General features: G+C 71.7%; 13 protein-coding genes. 8 read left to right on the top strand and 5 right to left on the bottom strand.

Annotated features, from left to right (window positions below):
- Positions 1–99: 99 nt before the first annotated feature.
- Both Sdi02f_RS17165 and Sdi02f_RS17160 read right to left on the bottom strand, forming a co-directional pair.
- Positions 100–606, bottom strand: a complete 507-nt coding sequence (locus tag Sdi02f_RS17165; protein WP_030404246.1) for a hypothetical protein — start codon at positions 604–606, stop codon at positions 100–102.
- Positions 607–817: 211 nt separating this feature from the next.
- On the bottom strand, positions 818–3,076 hold the full coding sequence (locus tag Sdi02f_RS17160) for a transglycosylase domain-containing protein (RefSeq protein WP_030404245.1): 2,259 nt from the start codon (positions 3,074–3,076) through the stop codon (positions 818–820).
- 460 nt (positions 3,077–3,536) lie between these two features.
- On the opposite strand from Sdi02f_RS17160, the gene wblA reads away from it, so the two are divergent.
- The gene (gene wblA, locus Sdi02f_RS17150) at positions 3,537–3,875 is read left to right on the top strand and encodes a transcriptional regulator WblA (protein WP_030404244.1); all 339 of its coding nucleotides are present in this window, start codon (positions 3,537–3,539) and stop codon (positions 3,873–3,875) included.
- Between the two features lie 69 nt (positions 3,876–3,944).
- On the opposite strand, the gene bagB is transcribed toward wblA, so the two are convergent.
- Complete coding sequence (bagB, locus tag Sdi02f_RS17145) at positions 3,945–5,363, bottom strand: ATPase BagB (protein WP_108933598.1); 1,419 nt, start codon at positions 5,361–5,363, stop codon at positions 3,945–3,947.
- Entirely contained in the window at positions 5,360–6,337 is a 978-nt protein-coding gene (gene bagA / locus Sdi02f_RS17140) for an ATPase BagA (RefSeq protein WP_030404242.1), read from the bottom strand. Before bagA ends, bagB begins: the two co-directional genes overlap by 4 nt.
- A gap of 129 nt (positions 6,338–6,466) precedes the next feature.
- Between bagA and sp36 the strand changes: the two genes are divergently transcribed.
- The 5 genes from sp36 to Sdi02f_RS17115 all read left to right on the top strand — a co-directional run bounded on the left by sp36 (position 6,467) and on the right by Sdi02f_RS17115 (position 10,136).
- A complete protein-coding gene (gene sp36 / locus Sdi02f_RS17135; protein ID WP_003975360.1) occupies positions 6,467–6,628 on the top strand; it encodes a Sp36 family protein in 162 nt (53 codons plus the stop codon).
- Entirely contained in the window at positions 6,625–7,092 is a 468-nt protein-coding gene (locus tag Sdi02f_RS17130; RefSeq protein WP_030404241.1) for a RidA family protein, read from the top strand. Before sp36 ends, Sdi02f_RS17130 begins: the two co-directional genes overlap by 4 nt.
- A 200-nt stretch (positions 7,093–7,292) precedes the next feature.
- Positions 7,293–8,321: an alpha/beta fold hydrolase gene (locus Sdi02f_RS17125; RefSeq protein ID WP_108933597.1), complete on the top strand. Its 1,029-nt coding sequence runs from the start codon at positions 7,293–7,295 to the stop codon at positions 8,319–8,321.
- Between the two features lie 58 nt (positions 8,322–8,379).
- Positions 8,380–9,297, top strand: coding sequence for an NUDIX hydrolase (locus tag Sdi02f_RS17120; RefSeq protein WP_108933596.1), 918 nt, complete (start codon positions 8,380–8,382; stop codon positions 9,295–9,297).
- Positions 9,294–10,136, top strand: a complete 843-nt coding sequence (locus Sdi02f_RS17115) for an MBL fold metallo-hydrolase (RefSeq protein ID WP_030404238.1) — start codon at positions 9,294–9,296, stop codon at positions 10,134–10,136. Before Sdi02f_RS17120 ends, Sdi02f_RS17115 begins: the two co-directional genes overlap by 4 nt.
- 27 nt (positions 10,137–10,163) lie before the next feature.
- Here the strand turns inward: Sdi02f_RS17115 and Sdi02f_RS17110 are convergent, their stop codons facing one another.
- On the bottom strand, positions 10,164–10,838 hold the full coding sequence (locus tag Sdi02f_RS17110) for a Crp/Fnr family transcriptional regulator (RefSeq protein WP_003975365.1): 675 nt from the start codon (positions 10,836–10,838) through the stop codon (positions 10,164–10,166).
- Positions 10,839–11,207: 369 nt separating this feature from the next.
- Between Sdi02f_RS17110 and nth the strand changes: the two genes are divergently transcribed.
- Positions 11,208–12,401 carry an endonuclease III gene (gene nth / locus Sdi02f_RS35915; RefSeq protein ID WP_245962211.1) on the top strand — a complete coding sequence of 398 codons (1,194 nt, stop codon included), beginning with the start codon at positions 11,208–11,210 and terminating at the stop codon, positions 12,399–12,401.
- A 52-nt stretch (positions 12,402–12,453) separates the two neighbouring features.
- Entirely contained in the window at positions 12,454–13,185 is a 732-nt protein-coding gene (locus Sdi02f_RS17095; RefSeq protein WP_030404236.1) for an NUDIX hydrolase, read from the top strand.
- Positions 13,186–13,194: the final 9 nt, after the last annotated feature.

Below are 13,194 nucleotides of genomic sequence, written 5' to 3'. Positions count from 1 at the left end.
CGAACAAATGAAGGATTGAGCGACAAAAGGGCGGAACGATGGAATTCCATCATTCCGCCCGTGGCGGCGGTGCCGTTGTCACGGCGACCGCGGGCCGGCTCAGTACCAGGGGGTGCAGCTGGCGTCGCCCGACGGGTCCTCGACGCAGGCCCGCATCATGTGGGTCGAGGGGTTGTAGTACATCGGGGTGCGCGTCCAGTAGTAGTTCGTCCCGCTCGGGATCTTGGCGGTCCAGCCCGAGGCGCCGCCCTTCTTCAGACCGAGCCGCCAGTAGCACTCGGACTGGTCCTTGGTGCAACGCTGGACGTACACGCTCCAGTTCTGCTCGTTGGAGCCGCTGATGTAGTGCAGCCGGGCCCAGCTGTACTGGTCGCCGTCGGTCTTGCCCCACCGCAGCTCGTACAGGAAGGAGCCGCCGAGGTTGTAGGGCCCGTACGGGCTGACCGGACCGGACTGCCACGTCTGGATGTTGGGGTCGTGGCCGTCGCAGCCGAAGCCGGCGCAGGCCTGGGCTCTCGCCTGAGCCGGGCCGGGAAGCATGAGGACCAGGGCGAGCGCGCTGAGCAGTGCGCCCAGCATCGCGCCGATCCGTGAACGAAGTTTCATTTCCCCTCCATGAGCGACCGCAAGGAAAGGCACCCGGTGGCGGGGCCAGACGCGACTATGTCACGGCATCGGGCGAACGGAATGGCTCTCCGATGGGCTGGCGTAATCACGTCGAATGGGTTTGGAGGTCATTTGGTCCGGAAGAAAACGGTCCCTCCCCCGTTCCGGGAAAGGGACCGTTTCGTCCTGGCCGTGCGCTGCCGGGGGAGGGTCAGTGGCGTCCGCCCGGCCCGTTGCCCCGGCCCTGGATCAGGTTGCCGCCGGGGAAGCCGCCCGGCCCGCCGTCGCCGGTGCCGCCGTCGGACAGGCCGCCGATGAAGCCGGCGTCGTCGCCGTTGTTCCCGTCGTCGGGCTTCTTCTTGTCGCGGCCCTTGTCCTTGTCCTTCTCCTTGTCCTTCTTCTCGTCCGGGATGTCGACGAGGTTGAACGAGGGGGAGTCCTTGCCCGACAGGGCGCCGGTCATGGCGTCCTTCCAGATCGGACCCGGGACCGCGCCACCGAAGACCAGGTCGTGGTACTGCCCGCCGATGGTGATGTTCTTCATCTGCACCTGCTGCGAGGCGCTGCCCACCCAGACGGCGCCCGACAGGTTCGGCGTGTAGCCGACGAACCAGGCGTTCTTGCGCTCGTCGGTCGTACCCGTCTTGCCGGCGTTGTCACGGTCGGTGAGACCGGCCGCCTTGCCGGTACCGGAGTCGACCACGCCCTGCAGCAGGGTGTTCACCGTGTCGGCGGTCTTCTCGCTCATCGCGCGCGAGCACGTCGACTTCGGCACCTCGAGCGGCTTCTGCTTGTTGCCGATCTTCTGGGTGATCGACTCGATCGCGATCGGCGTGCAGTACATGCCCCGGGAGGCGAAGGCGGCGTACGCGCTCGCCATCGTCAGCGGGGCCACACCCCTGGAGCCGAGGGAGACGGCGGGGACCTCCGGGAGCTTCTCGCCGCTGCCCTGCACCACGTGCAGCGAGTCCGTCATCTTCATGACCGGGCACAGACCGATGTCCGCCACCATCTGGACGAAGTAGGTGTTGACCGAGAGGGCCATCGCCTCCTTCAGCCGGTACGGGCCGACCTCCGACTCGCTCTCGTTGGGAACCTTCTCACCGGCCGTGTTGAGCCACGGCTTCCCGCTGCACGTCTGCACCGGCTCGGGGTAGGGCATCTCGTACGGCGACGAGTACTCCTGCGTCGGCGGGCGTCCCTCCTCCAGCGCGGCCGCCGCGACGAACGGCTTGAACGTGGAACCGGTCGGGAAGCCGTAGTTGGAGCCGCCCAGTCCGTGGTCCACCGAGTAGTTGATCTCGGTCTCGTTCTTGCCGTAGCCGTACGGCTTCGACTGGCCCATGGCGAGGACCTTGCCGGTGCCCGGCTCGACCAGCGTGCTCGCGGCGGCCACCGAGTCCGACTGGTTCACGTGGTCCTTGAGCGACTGCTGCACCGACGCCTGCGCCTGCGGGTCGAGCGTCGTGCGGATGGTCAGGCCGCCCTGGTTCCAGACCTTGGCGCGGTCCTTGCGGGTCTTGCCGAAGACCTCGTCGCTCAGGAACACCTCGCGCACGTAGTCGCAGAAGAAGCTGGCGTTCTTCACGGCCGTGATGCAGCCGTTCTTGGGCTTGCTGACCTTCAGCCCGAGCGGTGCCTTCTTCGCCTTCTCCGCCTCGGCCGGCGAGATGTCGCCGACCTGGGCCATGCGGTTCAGGACGACGTTGCGCCGCTTGGTGGCCTCGGCCTCGTCGTTGACCGGGTCGTACCGGCTGGGCGACTGGACGATGCCGGCCAGCAGGGCCGCCTCCTGGACGTTGAGGTCCTTGGCGTGCTTGGAGAAGTACCGCTGGGAGGCGGCCTCGACGCCGTAGGCCTGCTGGCCGAAGAAGGTGATGTTCAGGTAGTTCTCGAGGATCTTCTTCTTGCCCAGCTCCTCCTCGACCTGGATCGCGAGCTTCAGCTCCTGGATCTTGCGGCCGATGGTCTGCTGGGTGGCCTGGGCGACCTTCGTCGGGTCGTCGCCCGCCTCCTCCACGAAGACGTTCTTGACGTACTGCTGCGTGAGCGTGGACGCGCCCTCGGAGACCTCGCCGCTGCGCGCGTTCTTGTTGACGGCGCGCAGGACGCCCTTGAGGTCGATCGCGCCGTGCTCGTAGAACCGCGAGTCCTCGATGGCGACGATCGCCTTCTGCATGTACGGCGAGATGTCCTTGAGGTCGACCACCGTCCGGTCGCGCGAGTAGACCGTGGCGATCGTGCCGCCCTCGGCGTCGAGGATGGTGGTGCGCTGACTCAGCGGGGGAGTCTTCAGGCTGGTCGGGAGGGCGTCGAAGCTCTCCACCGAACCCTTCGCGGCCAGCCCCAGCGCGCCCACGGCGGGCAACGCGATGCCGGCCAGCACTGCTCCCGCGAGCACACTGACACCGAGGAACTTGGCGGCCTGCTGCGTTGGCGACAGACCACCGCCCGAGCGCTTCTTTGGCATGGAGGCAGCCTACGTTCTCATTCGCCGGACACGCGTATATGCCTTGGCCTAAGCTGCACTCAACTGTCACAGCAGTGAGGCCACGTATCAATACGTCCGGCGACCCCGAATCGTTCCGGATCCGCTCGATCTTTCTTCGAGGGGCCCCGCTGGGGGGCGCGTTGGTGCGTGCCGGCGTGTGCCGCGGCGTGTGGGGTGCGTGTCCGAATCCGCCTCGTGTGTCAATCGGTGTCCGTTGTGACGCACCAGAGATGACCTGAATGTCGGGATCGTCGCGCATGTCGCCAGCTCACTCCCCCGGGTGATCTGCCGCTTACCCATAGTCCGTTCGGGCCATTCAAGATTGGGCCCGAAGGGGGTGTTGCGCTGTGCCCACCTTCCGTAACGTCCTCAACTGGCGGCGGTGAATATGCCGCTGCCGCCGTGGGGGAGCCTCGATTCGGGAGAGGACGGCGCCGGTATGGGCTGGGTAACCGACTGGAGTGCGCAGGCCGCCTGCCGCACTACTGATCCGGACGAACTGTTCGTTCAGGGAGCAGCGCAGAACAGGGCCAAGGCGGTGTGCACCGGATGTCCGGTGCGGACCGAGTGCCTGGCCGACGCGCTCGACAACCGCGTCGAGTTCGGCGTGTGGGGAGGCATGACGGAACGGGAGCGCCGCGCACTGCTGCGCAGGCGGCCCACCGTGACCTCCTGGCGCCGGCTCCTGGAGACGGCGCGGACGGAGTACGAGCGAGGGGCCGGCATCGTGCCCCTCGAGGACGACGAGGTGTACGAGGACTACGCGGCCGTGGTCTGAGCCCCGCCGGGGCTCACGAGGTCCGGACCAGGCCCCGCCCGGCCGGACAGGGCCCCGTGGGGGCAGGGATCAGGCGCCCGGCTCGGGCAGCTCGGGCCGGCCGGTCGCCAGGCGTGCCCCGATGTCCCGCAGCCCCGCGAGGTCGTGCACGTCGCCGGGGAGCGCGGCCACCTCGGTGACCGCCACCTCGGGGTGACGCGCGGTGAAGCGGTCACGCGTGCGCTGCTCGCGGGCGAGCAGGTGCATGCGCTCCGCGTGCAGCCGCAGCAGTCCGGCGGCGAGCACGTCGGCGGACCGCTCGGCCGTGTCGGAAGATGCCGTGGCGGAAGCTGCCGTGTCGGCAGCCGTCGTGCCGACAGCCGCCGGTTCGAGGGCCTCGGGAGAGGTGCCGTCGGGGTCCGGGTCGCCGGGGGCGGACTCGGGCGAGGGCGAACTGCCGTGTGGATCGGGAGAGTTGGCGGGGGTGGTACGAACTCCAGCTTTCCCGCCGTCTTGATCCACAATGCGGGACTCTTCAAGATTTTCCGCGGCGGCGAGTGCCCGCTCGGCCGACAGCCGGTCGGCGCCGCTGCCGTGGACGCGGTTGAGCACCAGACCGGCGAGCGGCATGTCCTCGGCGGCCAGCCGCTGCACGAAGTAGGCGGCCTCGCGCAGCGCGTCCCGCTCCGGCGCCGCGACCACCAGGAACGCCGTCCCGGGCGCCTGGAGCAGCTTGTACGTGGCGTCCGCGCGGGTGCGGAACCCGCCGAACATCGAGTCCATCGCGGCCACGAAGGTCTGCACGTCCTTGAGGAACTGCCCGCCCAGCACCTTGCCCAGGACGCCGGTCATCATCGACATGCCGACGTTCAGGAACTTCATCCCGGCCCGGCCGCCGACCTTCGCCGGGGCCAGCAGGACGCGGATCAGCTTGCCGTCCAGGAAGGAACCCAGGCGCTTGGGCGCGTCGAGGAAGTCCAGCGCCGAGCGGGAGGGCGGGGTGTCGACGACGATGAGGTCCCACTCGTCCTTCGCCCGCAACTGCCCCAGCTTCTCCATCGCCATGTACTCCTGCGTGCCCGCGAAGCCCGCCGAGAGCGACTGGTAGAAGGGGTTGCCCAGGATCGCCGCGGCCCGGTCGGGGTCCGCGTGGGACTCGACGATCTCGTCGAAGGTCCGCTTCATGTCCAGCATCATGGCGTGCAGCTCGCCGCCCGCCGCGTCGTCGACGCCCTTCACCCGGCGCGGGGTGTTGTCGAGCGAGTCGATGCCCATGGACTGCGCGAGCCGCCGGGCCGGGTCGATGGTGAGGACGACCACCTTGCGGCCCCGCTCGGCCGCGCGCAGGCCCAGGGCCGCCGCCGTGGTCGTCTTGCCGACCCCGCCGGACCCGCAGCACACGACGATGCGGGTCTGCGGATCCTCCAGCAGGCGGTCGACGTCGAGCACACGCGCGGCCTTCAGGCGTCGCGCGCCCTCCCGCTGACGGGCCGGGTCCTTCGGACTCATGCGATCCCCTGCTTCCGCAGCTCGGTGGCCAGTTCGTACAGGCCCGCCAGGTCCATGCCCTCCGCGAGCAGCGGCAGTTCGTGCGTCGGCAGGCCCAGCTCGCCGAGGACCGCCCGCTGCTCCTGCTCCAGCGCGTACCGCTCGGCGTACTCCCCGGCCTGCGCGAGCAGCGGATCCACCAGCCGCTCGGCGTGCCCGCCGCGCCGCGCCCCGCCGAGCCCGGCCCCGGACAGAGACTTGGCCAGCGCCGTGCGCGGTGTGTCCCGTACGAGCTCCAGGTCGGTGGCGTCCAGGACCTGGGGGCGGACCATGTTGACGACGACCCGGCCCACCGGGAGCCGTGCCGTGCGCAGCTCGGCGATGCCGTCCACGGTCTCCTGGACCGGCATCTCCTCCAGCAGCGTCACCAGGTGCACGGCGGTCTCCCGCGACTTCAGCACCCGCATCACGGCCTGCGCCTGATTGTGTATCGGGCCGACCTTGGCGAGCCCGGCCACCTCGTCGTTGACGTTGAGGAAGCGCGTGATGCGGCCGGTGGGCGGGGCGTCCATGACGACGTAGTCGTAGACGAACCGTCCCTGTCTGTCCTTGCGCCGGACCGCCTCGCACGCCTTGCCGGTCAGCAGGACGTCCCTGACCCCCGGGGCGACGGTCGTCGCGAAGTCGATCGCGCCGAGCTTCTTGAGGGCCCGTCCGGCGCTGCCCAGCTTGTAGAACATCTGGAGGTAGTCCAGAAGGGCCAGTTCGGCGTCGATGGCGAGGGCGTACACCTCCCCACCCCCGGGAGCGACGGCGATCTTCCGCTCCTCATAAGGCAGCGCCTCCGTTTCGAAGAGCTGCGCGATGCCCTGGCGGCCCTCGACCTCGACGAGAAGCGCGCGCTTCCCCTCGGTGGCCAGGGCCAGCGCGAGGGCCGCGGCCACCGTGGTCTTGCCGGTACCGCCCTTGCCACTGACGACCTGGAGCCTGCTCACGTATTCGAGCGTAACCAGTCCGCGCACGGAGTACTCCGGAGGCTGTGGACAACGTCGCCGCGGCCGGCCCGCGCGGGGGCCCGGGCAGCGGTCGCGGGGGCGCCCCGGACAGCGGCTAGAGTCGGCCGCATGACCAAGTGGGAATACGCAACCGTGCCGCTGCTCGTCCATGCCACGAAGCAGATTCTGGACACCTGGGGCGAGGACGGCTGGGAGCTCGTCCAGGTCGTGCCCGGGCCGAACAACCCCGAGCAGCTCGTGGCCTACCTGAAGCGGGAGAAGCAGGCGTGAGCGCCGTGGAGGCGAAGCTCGCCGAGCTGGGCCTGACACTGCCCGAGGTCGTCCCGCCGCTGGCCGCCTACCAGCCGGCCGTGCGGTCCGGACCGTACGTCTACACCTCCGGGCAGCTCCCGATGCTGGACGGCAAGCTGCCGGTCACCGGCAAGGTGGGCGCCGAGGTCACCCCGGACGAGGCCAAGGAGCTGGCCCGCACCTGCGCGCTGAACGCCCTGGCCGCCGTGAAGTCCGTCGCCGGTGACCTGGACCGCGTCGCGCGTGTCGTCAAGGTCGTCGGCTTCGTCGCGTCGGCGGCCGACTTCACCGGCCAGCCCGGCGTGGTCAACGGCGCCAGCGAGCTGCTCGGCGCGGTCCTCGGCGACAAGGGCGTGCATGCCCGCAGCGCCGTCGGCGTGGCGGTCCTCCCGCTGGACGCGCCGGTGGAGGTCGAGATCCAGGTGGAGCTGGTCCAGCCGTAGCGGAGCCGGGCGGGTACCGGGCCGGGCGCGTGGCCTGTTGCGGACCCGTTGCCGGGCCGGCAACAAACCTCGCCCCGGCGGCCCGGGCACCGCAGGATCGGTGCCGGTGCCCCGTACGGCGCGGGAGCCGGCCCCGGCCGGCCGTCCCGGCCCGCCGCGGGGCGTACCGACCGTATGGACCGTATGCGCCAGGAGGAGCCATGCCGCAGCCGCCCGTGACCGACCAGCGGACCGACCGGCCCGACCGACCCGTGCACCGGCTGGTGGCCTCGCCCGCCGGCCGCATCCACCTCGTGGAACAGGGCAGCGGGCCGCTGGTCCTGCTCGTGCACGGCTTCCCCGAGTCCTGGTACTCCTGGCGCCACCAGTTGCCCGCGCTGGCCGCCGCCGGGTTCCGCGCCGTCGCCGTCGACGTGCGCGGCTACGGACGTTCCTCGCGGCCGGACGCCGTCGAGGCGTACCGGATGCTCGACCTGGTGGCGGACAACGTCGCCGTGGTGGAGGCCCTGGGGGAGCGCTCCGCCGTGGTCGTCGGCCACGACTGGGGCGCGAACATCGCCGCGCACTCCGCGCTGCTGCGGCCGGACGTCTTCCGCGCGGTGGGCCTGCTGAGCGTGCCGTACACCCCGCCGGGCGGCCCGCGGCCCACCGAGGCCTTCGCCCGGATGAGTGACCTGGCCGGGCCCTTCGGGGGCCAGGAGTTCTACGTCTCCTACTTCCAGGAGCCCGGCCGCGCGGAGGCGGAGATCGAGCCCGACGTACGCGGCTGGCTCGCCGGCCTCTACGCCGCCCTGTCCGCCGACACCATGCCCGGCCCCGGGGAGCCCGACCCGCACTTCGTCGCCCCCGGCGGCCGGATGCGCGACCGGTTCCCGACCGCCGGACGGCTGCCCTCCTGGCTGTCCGAGGAGGACCTGGACGTCTACGCCGGGGAGTTCGAGCGCACCGGCCTGACCGGCGCCCTCAACCGCTACCGCAACATGGACCGCGACTGGGCCGACCTGGCCGCCCACGCGGGCGCCCCGATCACCCAGCCGTCCCTGTTCCTCGGCGGCGGCCTGGACGCGTCCACGACCTGGCTGTCCGACGCGATCGAGGCGTACCCGGTCACCCTGCCCGGCCTGAGCGCCTCGCACGTCCTCGACGGCTGCGGCCACTGGCTCCAGCAGGAACGCCCCGAGGAGACGAACCGGCTGCTCACCGAGTGGCTGACCGGCCTGCCCGCCTGACGCACACCGGTCCCGGGGGCCACTCGAACATCCGCCCGTCACCGGATAGCCTCCGGCCATGGCGAATGGTCAGGCGAATGGTCAGTGGTACCCACCGGAGTGGCCGGACCGCATCCGCGCGCTGGCGGCCGGCACCCTCACCCCGGTCACCCCGAAGCGCGCGGCCACCGTCATGCTCCTGAAGGACACCGGCGCGGGCCCCTGTGTGCACATGCTGCGCCGCCGCACCTCCATGGCGTTCGCGGGCGGCGCGTACGCCTACCCGGGCGGCGGGGTCGACCCGCGCGACGACGACCGCGCCGTCGGCTGGGCGGGCCCCACGCGCGCGTGGTGGGCGGACCGGCTGGGCGTCGACGAGACGGGCGCCCAGGCGATCGTCTGCGCGGCCGTGCGGGAGACCTACGAGGAGGCCGGTGTCCTGCTCGCGGGGCCGACCGGCGACTCGGTGGTGGGCGACACGACCGGCGCCGACTGGGAGGCCGACCGGGCCGCCCTGGTCGACCGCGAGCTGTCCTTCGCGGAGTTCCTGGACCGCAGGGGTCTCGTCCTGCGCTCCGACCTGCTGGGCGCCTGGGCGCGCTGGATCACCCCGGAGTTCGAGTCCCGGCGCTACGACACGTGGTTCTTCGTGGCCGCGCTCCCGGAGGGCCAGCGCACCCGCAACGCCTCCACGGAGGCCGACCGCACGGTGTGGATCGCTCCGGCGGACGCCATCGCCGGGTACGACCGGGGCGAGCTGCTGATGATGCCGCCGACCGTCGCCACCCTGCGCGGCCTCGCGGGGTGCGGTACGGCGGCCGAGGCGCTGGCGTCGGCTCCCGGCCGCGACCTGACGCCCGTGCTGGCCCGCGCGCGGCTGTCCGGCGACGAGGTGGTGCTGTCCTGGCCGGGGCACGACGAGTTCACCAAGCGCGTCCCGGGCGCGGCACCGGCACCGGCGACGCCTTCCGACCCGACCGGGGGAGCCCCCGCATGACCGACGCAGCAGCACTGCCCGGACAGCCGCGCGGCGGTGTCCTGTCGGGACCGGCCACCGCGCGCGCGGTGAACGTCCTCGCGCCCAACGCGTCGGCGATGACCCTGGACGGCACCAACACCTGGATCCTCGCCGAGCCCGACTCCGACCTGGCCGTCGTCGTCGACCCGGGCCCGTTGGACGACGGCCACCTGCGGCGCGTCATGGACACGGCCGAGCGGGCGGGCAAGCGGGTCGCGCTGACGCTGCTGACGCACGGTCACCCGGACCACGCGGAGGGCGCCGCGCGCTTCGCCGAGCTGACGCGCACCCACGTGCGGGCCCTGGACCCGGCGCTGCGGCTGGGCGACGAGGGGCTGGCCGCCGGGGACGTGATCGGGGTGGGCGGCCTGGAGCTGAGGGTCGTACCGACACCGGGACACACGGCCGACTCGCTGTGCTTCCATCTCCCGGCCGACCGGGCGGTCCTGACGGGCGACACGATCCTGGGCCGCGGCACGACGGTGGTGGCCCATCCCGACGGCCGTCTCGGCGACTACCTGGACTCGCTGCGCAGGCTCAGGTCGCTCACGGCCGACGACGGGGTGCACACGGTGCTTCCGGGGCACGGGCCGGTCCTGGAGGACGCCCAGGGCGTCGTGGAGTACTACCTGGCCCACCGGGCCCACCGCCTCGCCCAGGTCGAGACGGCGGTGGAGGACGGCCACCGCACGCCGGGCGAGGTCGTCGCCCACGTGTACGCGGACGTCGACCGCTCGCTGTGGCCGGCGGCGGAGCTGTCGGTGCGGGCGCAACTGGAGTACCTGGGCGAGCACGGGCTCATCCAGCGGCCCGACTGACGTCCGGCGAGGGGCGTCCGCGGTGCGTCAGCGGGAGCGCTTGGCCAGCCGCTCGACGTCCAGCAGGATCACCGCGCGGGCCTCCAGGCGCAGCCAGCCGCGCTGGGCGAAGTCCGCCAGCGCCTTGTTGACCGTCTCGCGGGACGCGCCGACCAGCTGGGCCAGCTCCTCCTGCGTGAGGTCGTGCACCACGTGGATGCCTTCCTCGGACTGCACGCCGAAGCGGCGGGAGAGGTCCAGCAGGGCGCGGGCGACACGGCCGGGGACGTCCGAGAAGACCAGGTCCGACATGGCGTCGTTGGTCTTGCGCAGGCGGCGGGCGACGGCGCGCAGCAGCGCGGTGGCGACCTCGGGGCGGACGTTCAGCCAGGGCTGGAGGTCGCCGTGCCCGAGGGCGAGCAGCTTGACCTCGGTCAGCGCGGTGCCGGTGGCCGTGCGCGGGCCCGGGTCGAAGAGGGACAGCTCGCCGATCAGCTCGCTGGGGCCGACGACGGCCAGCATGTTCTCGCGCCCGTCGGGGGACGTGCGGTGGAGCTTGACCTTGCCCTCCGTGACCACGTAGAGGCGGTCTCCGGGGTCCCCCTCGTGGAACAGGGTGTCGCCGCGGGCGAGGGTCACCTCACTCATGGAGGCGCGGAGCTCCGCGGATTGCTCGTCGTCGAGCGCCGCGAAGAGCGGGTTGCGCCGCAGAACGTCGTCCACGAGTTCTCTCCTTGTCGACCGGCTCAGAGGATCTTGTTCCCCCGGTGTACCAGGGGTCCGTGGTGCCCATTTTGCCGGACAGTCCAAACAGTGTGATCTGTCACAAGGATGCCGCACCGATGTCCCGGGGTACGCGGCAGGGGTCCAATTGGGCGCCGATCTTCGAGGTCCGGGGCGGATGCGGGCGTCGGGCCGTAGGCTGGCCGGGTGTCCAAATCGCCGGTGAGAGCACAGGCTCAGGGGGCTGCGCGGGTGACGGTACGGCGCGATTCCGCTGTGGGCGAACAGGGCCCCGATGGCGGTAGGAAAGCGGCGAAAGCGACAAAGAAGGCAGTGCCTGCCAAGAGGGTGACTGCGGAGAAGGGTGCCGTGAAGAAGTCCTCCGCGAGCAAGAAGACGGCCGCGAAGACGGAGACAGCCGCGAACACCGAGACCGGCGCGAACACCGAGACCGGCGCGCGCACGGAGACGGCCGCGAACACGGGGAAGGCCGCGAGCGCGGGAGCCGGCTCGGGCGGGAAGGCCGCGGCCAGGAAGACGTCCGCCGCCAAGAAGACGTCCGCCGCCAAGAAGGCCGGCGCCGCCAAGAAGACGCCCGCCGCCACGAAGGCCGCCACGGGCCAGAGGAGCGCCGCGGGCCAGGAGACCGCCAAGAAGACCGCAGCCAAGAAGACCGCGCCCCTCAAACGGCAGGCGCCCGCCAAGAAGCCCGCCGTGGCGCCGAAGAAGGCCACCGTCGCCGTCAAGGGCGTCGCCCCGGCGAAGACCGTCACCCCGGCCTCGCCCCGCGGCGAGTCCCGCACCGCGCTGGTGCGCCGCGCCCGCCGCATCAACCGCGAGCTGGCCGAGGTCTATCCGTACGCCCACCCGGAGCTGGACTTCGAGAACCCGTTCCAGCTCGTCGTGGCGACGGTGCTGTCCGCCCAGACCACCGACCTCAGGGTCAACCAGACGACGCCCGCCCTCTTCGCGAAGTACCCCACCCCCGAGGACCTGGCCGCGGCCGTCCCCGAGGAGGTCGAGGAGATCCTGCGCCCGACCGGCTTCTTCCGGGCCAAGACCAGGTCGGTCATAGGGCTGTCCAAGGCCCTGGTGGAGGACTTCGGCGGCGAGGTCCCCGGCCGCCTCGAAGACCTGGTCAAGCTGCCCGGCGTGGGCCGCAAGACCGCCTTCGTCGTGCTCGGCAACGCCTACGGCCGGCCGGGCATCACCGTGGACACGCACTTCCAGCGCCTGGTGCGCCGCTGGCGGTGGACCGAGGAGACGGACCCGGACAAGATCGAGGCCGCCGTCGGCGCGCTCTTCCCGAAGAGCGACTGGACCGACCTCTCCCACCACGTGATCTGGCACGGCCGCCGCATCTGCCACGCCCGCAAGCCCGCCTGCGGAGCCTGCCCCATCGCCCCGCTGTGCCCGGCCTACGGCGAGGGCGAGACCGACCCGGAGAAGGCGAAGAAGCTGCTCAAGTACGAGAAGGGCGGCTTCCCGGGACAGCGGCTCAAGCCCCCGCAGGCTTACCTGGACGCGGGCGGGAAGCCGGCGCCGCCGCTGGGGGCCGGGTGACGGAACGATCTCGGAGGCGTCGGGCGTTGGAGTCTGCAGGACGGGGGTGGAGATGACACGGGTGAGCGACACGCAGGGACCCACGCGCAACCCCGCCGGGGACGCGATGCTCAGCAAGGAGGGCCTGCCGGGCTGGCTGGACCCTGTGGTGCGGGCGGTCGAGACGGTCCGGCCCACCCAGCTCAGCCGCTTCCTGCCGCCCGCCGACGGCGCCGGCCGCCAGTCCGCCGTCCTGATCCTCTTCGGCGACGGCACCCGAGAGGGCGAGGACGGCCACAGCCCCGAGCTGCTGCTCATGGAGCGGGCCGGTTCCCTGCGCTCCCATCCGGGCCAGCCCGCCTTCCCGGGCGGCGCCCTCGATCCCGAGGACGGTGATCCGCGCGGCGACGGACCGCTGCGGGCCGCCCTGCGCGAGGCCGAGGAGGAGACCGGTCTCGACCCGTCCGGCGTCCAGCTCTTCGGCGTCCTGCCCAAGCTCTACATCCCGGTGAGCGGCTTTGTCGTCACGCCGGTGCTGGCCTGGTGGCGCGAGCCCAGCCCGGTCGGTGTCGTCGACCCGGCCGAGACGGCGCGCGTCTTCAAGGTCCCCGTGTCGGATCTCACGGATCCCGCCAACCGGGTGACCACCGTGCACCCCAGCGGCCACCGAGGTCCGGCATTCCTGGTCGAATCGGCGCTCGTGTGGGGCTTCACGGCCGGCATCATCGACCGGCTGCTGCACTTCGCGGGCTGGGAGCGGCCATGGGACCGCGAGAAGCAGGTCCCGCTGGACTGGCGCGCATGACAGGGTGGC

The sequence above is a fragment of the Streptomyces ardesiacus genome (assembly GCF_003112575.1).
Lineage (GTDB): Bacteria > Actinomycetota > Actinomycetes > Streptomycetales > Streptomycetaceae > Streptomyces > Streptomyces ardesiacus.
Note: the sequence above shows the minus strand (reverse complement) of the source record. Positions and strands in the feature narration are given on the sequence as shown.